This window comes from Sphingopyxis sp., from assembly GCF_036402335.1.
GTDB lineage: Bacteria > Pseudomonadota > Alphaproteobacteria > Sphingomonadales > Sphingomonadaceae > Sphingopyxis.
Window position 1 is genome coordinate 1 of the sequence record NZ_DASWTD010000022.1, and the last position, 7,077, is coordinate 7,077.

6 protein-coding genes are annotated in these 7,077 nt (G+C 66.4%); 4 read left to right on the forward strand and 2 right to left on the reverse strand.

Going from position 1 to position 7,077, the window contains the following annotated elements:
- The 3 genes from VGD20_RS00610 to VGD20_RS00620 form a co-directional block, all read left to right on the forward strand.
- Window positions 1-1,453 (forward strand): tryptophan halogenase family protein (locus VGD20_RS00610; RefSeq protein ID WP_331132595.1); only part of this gene is annotated, 1,453 nt, incomplete at its 5' end.
- Window positions 1,450-2,916, forward strand: coding sequence for a tryptophan 7-halogenase (locus VGD20_RS00615; RefSeq protein WP_331132596.1), 1,467 nt, complete (start codon window positions 1,450-1,452; stop codon window positions 2,914-2,916). The genes VGD20_RS00610 and VGD20_RS00615, both read left to right, overlap by 4 nt.
- On the forward strand, window positions 2,913-4,403 hold the full coding sequence (locus VGD20_RS00620) for a tryptophan halogenase family protein (RefSeq protein WP_331132597.1): 1,491 nt from the start codon (window positions 2,913-2,915) through the stop codon (window positions 4,401-4,403). Before VGD20_RS00615 ends, VGD20_RS00620 begins: the two co-directional genes overlap by 4 nt.
- On the opposite strand, the gene VGD20_RS00625 is transcribed toward VGD20_RS00620, so the two are convergent.
- Window positions 4,392-5,129, reverse strand: a complete 738-nt coding sequence (locus VGD20_RS00625; RefSeq protein WP_331132598.1) for a GntR family transcriptional regulator — start codon at window positions 5,127-5,129, stop codon at window positions 4,392-4,394. The genes VGD20_RS00620 and VGD20_RS00625 overlap by 12 nt on opposite strands.
- 102 nt (window positions 5,130-5,231) lie before the next feature.
- Window positions 5,232-6,281, reverse strand: coding sequence for a glycosyl hydrolase family 18 protein (locus tag VGD20_RS00630; protein ID WP_331132599.1), 1,050 nt, complete (start codon window positions 6,279-6,281; stop codon window positions 5,232-5,234).
- 100 nt (window positions 6,282-6,381) lie between these two features.
- Between VGD20_RS00630 and VGD20_RS00635 the strand changes: the two genes are divergently transcribed.
- Window positions 6,382-7,077, forward strand: a 696-nt coding sequence (locus VGD20_RS00635) for a carbohydate-binding domain-containing protein (protein WP_331132600.1), incomplete at its 3' end; no start/stop codon positions are given.

The window sequence follows — 7,077 nt, forward strand, 5'->3', positions numbered from 1 at the left end:
GTGCGCTGCGGCCTGTGCGGCAAAGCTCGATCCCGCCCGGTTTCGCGTGCGACTTGTCGAATCCGAAGAGATTGGCACTGTCGGCGTCGGCGAAGCCACGCTGCCGCAAATGAAGGATTTCAACGACTTCCTCGGGCTCGACGAAGTCGAGTTCATGAAGGCGACGCAGGCGACCTTCAAGCTGGGGATCGAGTTCGTCAACTGGGGTCGCGCGGGCGATCGCTATGTCCACCCGTTCGGTACCTATGGGCGCCCGATCGGCGAGGCCGATTTCTTCAGCTACTGGATCCGCGCGCATCTTGCCGGAACCGCGGCGCCGCTGTCGGATTATTGCTTCCCGATCGTCACCGCGCTGCAGAACCGCTTCATGCTGCCGAACGGCGATGCGAACGACGTGCGCAATGCCTTTGCCTATGCCTATCAATTCGACGCCTTCCTCTACGCTCGATACCTGCGGCAATGGGCCGAAGCGCGCGGGATCGAGCGCGTCGAGGGCCGCATCGTCGAGGTCGAGCAGGATAGCGAGACCGGTGACATCGCCGCGGTAAAGCTGGCCTCGGGCGTGCGCATCGCGGGTGACCTGTTCGTCGATTGTTCGGGCTTTCGCGGGCTGCTGATGGCGCAGACGCTGGGGGTGGGGATCGAGGACTGGTCGCACTGGCTGCCGTGCGACAGCGCCGCGGCGGTGCCATCGGCACGCTCGGCGGATTTCCATCCCTATACGCGATCGACGCGGCGCAAGGCGGGGTGGCAGTGGCGCATCCCGCTCCAGCACCGCACCGGCAACGGCTATGTCTATTCGAGCGGTGATATTTCGGACGACGAAGCGGCGACGACCCTGCTCGCCAACCTCGACGGCGAGGCGATGGCCGAACCGCGCGTGCTGCGTTTCAAGGCGTGCAAGCGCGAGAAGGCCTGGGCGCATAATTGCGTCGCGATGGGGCTGGCGAGCGGGTTCCTCGAGCCGCTCGAATCGACGAGCATCTATCTCGTCCAGATGGCGATCATGCACATGCTGACGCTGTTGCCGGCGGGGCCCCGGATCGACCCGGCGCTGCCAGCCGAACTCAACCGCGTGATGGACATCGAATATGACCGCATCCGTGACTTCCTGATCCTCCACTATGTCGCCAACGAAGCCGATGCGCCGCTCTGGGAGCGTGTCACGACGATGGAGGTGCCCGATACGCTGGCGGGCAAGATCGACCGCTTTCGCCATCGCGGGCATGTTCAGGCCTATCGCGACGGGCTGTTCGGCCCGCCGAGCTGGCAGGCGGTGTTCGTCGGGCAGGGGATCGAGCCGCTCGCCGCCGACCGGCTCGCCGACGTGCTCCCCGCCGCGACGGTCGACGAGCGATTGCGGAATCTCGCGGCGACGATCGCCGACGCTGCGGTGACCGCGCCGTCGCACGCCGATTTCATCGCCCGTTATTGCCCGGCGCCGGTGCCGTGACGAACGCGGTGCAGCAGGTCGTCGTTTATGGCGGCGGCGTCGCCGCAGCGATGGCGGCGCTCGCTGTCAGCCGCGCCTTCGCGCGGCTCGGCACCGATGTCGTCTGGGTCGACACCGGCGAGGGGCCCGCTCAGCACGCCGCGCTGATCGCGCCGCCCGACCTTGCGACCTTCCACCGCCTGCTCGGTATCGACGAAGCCGCCCTGATTGCCGGCGCCGCCGCGACGATCAACATGGGGCAGCAATTCGCTGGCTGGTCGGGCGGAGAAAAAGCCTTCCTCCACGCCTATGGCGACGCGGGCAGCGCCTTCGCGTCGCTGCCCTTCGTCCAGCACTGGACGCGCGCGCGGCAGGCGGGTCTCGGTGTCGGGCTCGAGGATTTCAGCCTCGCCGCCGCCGCCGCGAAGCAGGGGCGCACCGGCGCGCCGCGCGACCCGGCATCGCGGCAGGCGGTCAAACAGGGATGGCATCTCGACGCTGTCGGCTATTCGCGGCTGCTCCGCGCGGCGTGCGAGCGCAGCGACGTCCGCATCGTTTCGGGCGAAAAGGCTGTTGTCCGCGCAAATGGCGAAAGGCTCGAGCGGATCGACCTCGCGGGCGGCGAACAGCTGGGCGCCGACCTGTTCGTCGACGCGGACGGCGCGCTGATCGCGGCGCTCGATCCCGATGGCGCGGCGGCGTGCCCCGGCTTTTGCGACCGGCTAATCCGCGGATCGTCGCCCGCTTTCGACCCGCTACCGCTCTACAGCCGCATCGCCGCGCATCCGGCCGGGTGGCTCACGATGATCCCGCTGTCGGATCGGACCGCGATCGAATTCGCATACGACAGTCGCCGCCTGCCCGACGCCGATGCGCCGGCGGCGCTGGCGGCAGCGCTCGGTCGTCCGGTCGACGCGGGTTCGCCGGCCCCGCTTGCCGCCGCCGCCCGGCCGCACCCATGGGACGGCAATGTCGTCGCGGTCGGGCCGGCAGCGGGGGCGGCGCCCGCGCTCGACGGCGCTGAATTGCTGCTGCTCCAGCTCGCGATCGCACAGCTCGTCCTGCTCTGGCCGATCGACCGCGGCGCGATGCCCGAAGCCGATATCTATAATGAGGAAATCGCAGGCACCTGGGCGCGTGTCACCGACTTTACCGCGCAACATTTCCGCCTCAACGCGCGGGTCGGCGAGTCCTTTTGGGACGACGCCCGCGTCGCGCCGGTTTCGGCCGAGCTCGCATCGAAGATCGACCTGTTCGCCGCGCGCGGCATGTTCGCGCATTTCAATCACGAGGCGCATGTCGAGGACAGCTGGGCGCTCGTCATGGCGGGTCATGGCATCACGCCGCGCAGCTTCGACCCGCAGGCGTTCCTCGTCGAGGATCAGGCGCTGATGACCGAATTCCAGCGCCAGCTCCGCGCTGTCGCGACCGACGTCAGCGCCATGGACACCCACGCCGCGGCGCTCCGGCGGATGCGCGGATGAGCGCGCGTCAGCGCCCCGTCCGGCGCATCGTCATCGTCGGTGGCGGATCCGCGGGCTGGATGACGGCGGCGGCATTCGGCCGCGCGCTTTCGGGGCAATCGCACACGATCACCCTCATCGAGTCCGAAGCGATCGGCACTGTCGGGGTCGGCGAGGCGACCGTGCCGCCGATCCACGAATTCAACCGCTATCTGCGGATCGACCAGGCCGAATTTCTTCGCGCGACGCACGGAACGATCAAGCTTGGCATCCAGTTCGACGGATGGGGCGGGGCGGGGCACCGCTATTTCCATCCCTTCGGCTATCTCGGCGTCGAAATGGCGGGGATTCATTTCCATCATTATTGGCTGCGGCATATCGCGGCGGGTGGCGACCCCGATCATGCCCCCTACAATCTCGAGACGCTCGCGGCGCGCGAAAGCCGGTTCGCACCGATGACGCGCCACGGGCCGGTTCATCACGCGGTGCAGTTCGACGCCGCCGCCTATGCCCGCTACCTGCGCCGCTATGCCGAGGACAAGGGTGTCGTGCGGGTCGAGGGCAAGGTCGCCGACGTCCGGCTCGATCCCGAGGACGGCTTCATCGCCGCGATCGCCCTGGACGACGGCCGCCTGGTCGAAGGCGACCTGTTCGTCGATTGCTCGGGCTTTCGCGGCCTGCTGATCGAGGGCGCGCTCCGGACCGGCTATACCGAATGGAACCACTGGCTGCCGTGCGACAGCGCGGTCGCGATGCCATGCGAAAATGAAGGCGACCTCTCGCCCTTCACCCGATCGACGGTGCGCGAAGCGGGGTGGCAATGGCGTATCCCGCTCCAGCACCGAACTGGCAACGGCTATGTCTATTCGAGTGCGCATCTGGGGCACGACGAGGCCGAGGCACTGCTGCGTTCGCGGCTCCCGGGTGCACCGCTCGCCGACGCCAACCGGCTGCGCTTTACCGCCGGGCACCGCAAGGCGATCTGGAACCGCAATTGCGTCGCGATCGGGCTCGCGGGCGGCTTTCTCGAGCCACTGGAATCGACCTCGATCCACCTGATCCAGACGGCGATCGTCCGGCTGCTCGCGCTGTTGCCGCGCGACGCGATCGACCCGAATGTGGTGGCGCGTTTCAACCGCGATGCGCTGCGCGAATATGAGGTGATCCGCGATTTCGTGATCGCGCATTATGCGCTGGCGGGCCGCGACGACACGGACTTCTGGCGCGATGTTGCCGCGGCGGGCATGCCGGACAGCCTTGCGGAACGGATCGAGGCGTTTCGCGCCACGGGCAATATCCTGTTCGAACCGGGCGACCTGTTCGGGCCGACGAACTGGTATGCGGTGCTGACCGGGCAGGGGGTGCGCCCGCAAAGCTGGCATCCGATCGCCGACGGCCTCTCCGACGCGGAGCTGGCGTCACGCCTCGCGATCTTGCGCAGGCGCATCGCCGAACAGCTCGCCGAGCTGCCCCCGCACGTCGAATTTCTGCGAAGCCTAGCCGTTTAGCTCCGCGACGACGTCATAGGCGTCGCCGCGATAGAAGCTCTGGGTGAACTCGGCGGTCCGCCCGTCGGACAGGAAGCCGCGCCGCTCGATGAACAGCCCGGGCATTCCTGCCTCGATGCCCAGGATTTCGGCCTGTTCGGCGGTAAAGGCGACCGCGCGCAGCCGCTGGAGCGCGCGCACCGGCAAATGACCCGCAGCCTCGAGCGCTTCATAGAGCGACGCGCCGACGGCTTCGACCGACGGCAGGCAATAAGCGGGGATCGTCGCATATTCGAGCGCCATCGATGTGTCGTCGGCGTATCGGATGCGGTGAAAGCGATAGACGAGCGAGCCTGGCGACAGGCCGAGCGACAAGGCCTCCTCGGGGGTCACGGCCCCCGCCGTTTTGCTCACCCACTCGCTGTACGGCCGCCGCCCGCGCGACTTCATGTCTTCCGAAAAGGACGTGAGCTTTGAAAAGCTTTTCTCGACCCGCGGACGCGTCACGAAGGTGCCCGCACCGCGTCGCCGTGTGACGATCCCGTCGGCGACCAGCCCGTCGATGGCCTTGCGCACGGTGATGCGCGACACGTCGAATTCCTCGGCCAGGTCGCGCTCGGTGGGGATCGCCTCATCGGCCTTTACGACCTGCCCGTCGATCGCGTCGCGCAGGATTTTCTGCAACTGCAGGTAAAGCGGTGTCGGGTCGTCCTTCTGGAGCGGACCCACGCGTTCGATCAATGACAAGGACGATGCTCCACACGATTGCCCCGGCCCAGCCGGTCGACAGGACCAGCCTTAGCGCAGCATGTGTTGCATTGGTATCCTCTCCGTCAAACTTAGTTGCGATCATTCGCGCAAAAGACCGCGGCCGATCGCCTTGGTCAGCGCATGATCGGGGCTGTCCTGCGACAATTCCCATACCATCACGCCGCCCCCCTTTTCTGCGGCAAGGCGCGCCTTCCTTTCGATCGTCGCGGGGCTGTTGTGCGTGATATAGCGGCAACCGCCACACAGATTGCCGATCACATCGGCTTTGGTCGCATTCATGCCATGCGCGATGGAAAGGTCGCGATAGGACCAATTCGCCTTCTCGCCGCCGAATCCATAGCCGTAGAAGGGCACGCCGAGGACGAGTCGGTCGCGCGCCACGCCGCGCGCGAGCCACAGGTCGAGATCGCGTTCGGCCATTGCGTAGCTGCTGTGCTCGGTCCCCGCCTGACCCCAACCCGGCCCGATGGCATCATAGGACATGACGTTCACAAGGTCGAACCAGGGGATCGAACTTACGGGGATCATCCCGCCTTCATAAGAGGCGGTGGCGCAGGTCAGCAGCTTGCCGCGCGCCTTCATGGCTTCGGACAGCGCCGCGATGAACGGCGTATAGTCCCCCGCGCGGTCGATCTCGGTGAGCAACTGCCCTTCGATATCGATATCGACGCCATCGAGGCCGAGCGTATCGGCAAGTTCGACGAGCGCCGCGATCGTCGCTGCGCGCCGTTCGGGGCCGAGCAGCACCTTCCAGTCGCCCGAGCAGCCGGGGATCACGCCGCCCGCGGTCGAGATCAGCACCTTTGCGCCGCTCGCCTGCAATCGCCGGACCATCCCCCGCAGCGCCTCGACCGACAGGTTGGCGCCGGTCTCGTCGCCCATGCATGTCATTCGCCCCTCGCGGGTGAATTTCCCGTCCGTGTCGGGGTTGGCAAAGGACAGGTTGTAATGGGTGAAGGCGGACAGGTCGGTGCGTTCGATCGACAAGTCGAGCCCCTTGAACGCCGCGAGATAGCCGACCACAACCGGGCGTCGCTGCTGTGCAGAAGCAGTGGCGGTGGTTGACAATACTAATATGAAACCAATCAGGATCGATACGATGAGTTGCAAAGCACGAATATTCGCCATTTTGCCATTTATCCTTCCAATTCCGCCGAATCCGAAAGGCGTTGACCCGCCCGCGACTACATGACAAATTAGATACAAATTGTCGAGCGGGAGAAAAGGCGTGCAGGCTGCAGGGTGGATCACTATGGCAATGGTGGCGCTGGCCGCGCCGCAGGCGCTCGCGGCCGAGGCGCCCTCGCAGGCGTCGCTCGACCGCTTCGCGGACACGCTCGGCTACCGGCTCACGATGGTCGACAATCGCCCCGCCTGTCCGACGGGCATCGACGCCTGCTTCCTGTCGACGATCACGCTGACCTTGCCCGAAACATTGCCGGCCGACATGCCAACCAAGGGGCTGTCGCTCTATTTCAGCTTCGTCAATCGTCTGCCGCTCGTCGAAAGCGACATCTTCACCCATCGTCTGATCAACGGCGACGTCCAGCAACTGACGCTGAAGCCCGGCGCGACGCTGCGTCCCGGCGCGAAGCACGAGATCAGGCTCTGGGGCGTGGGCTCGAACTTCTCGAAGGCGTTCGGCATGCCCAACGCCTATCTGGTCGCTGACGGGCTGAAGCCGCGCGTCATCGCCGCGACGCGCGCGGCGATCGACCCCGAGACCGGACTCGAAATCCTGCCTTTCGTGGCGCCGATGACCGACGAGGCAAGGCTCGCGGCCAAGATCAGCGACCCGGCCGAAGCTCTGTACCGCCTTTGCCGGCTTCGGCAGGATGATGATCCCCATCGCTTCAGGCGCCAACCGGTCAGCCTGCAATTCGAAAGCCCGCCCGGCGGTGAGCCAGCGCGTCTTGTCGGCGTC

Coding starts and splice junctions, on each gene's coding strand:
- VGD20_RS00620 (WP_331132597.1), top strand. CDS start 2,913: ATGAGCGCGCGTCAGCGCCCCGTCCGGCGCATCGTCATCGTCGGTGGC.
- VGD20_RS00630 (WP_331132599.1), bottom strand. CDS start 6,281: ATGGCGAATATTCGTGCTTTGCAACTCATCGTATCGATCCTGATTGGT.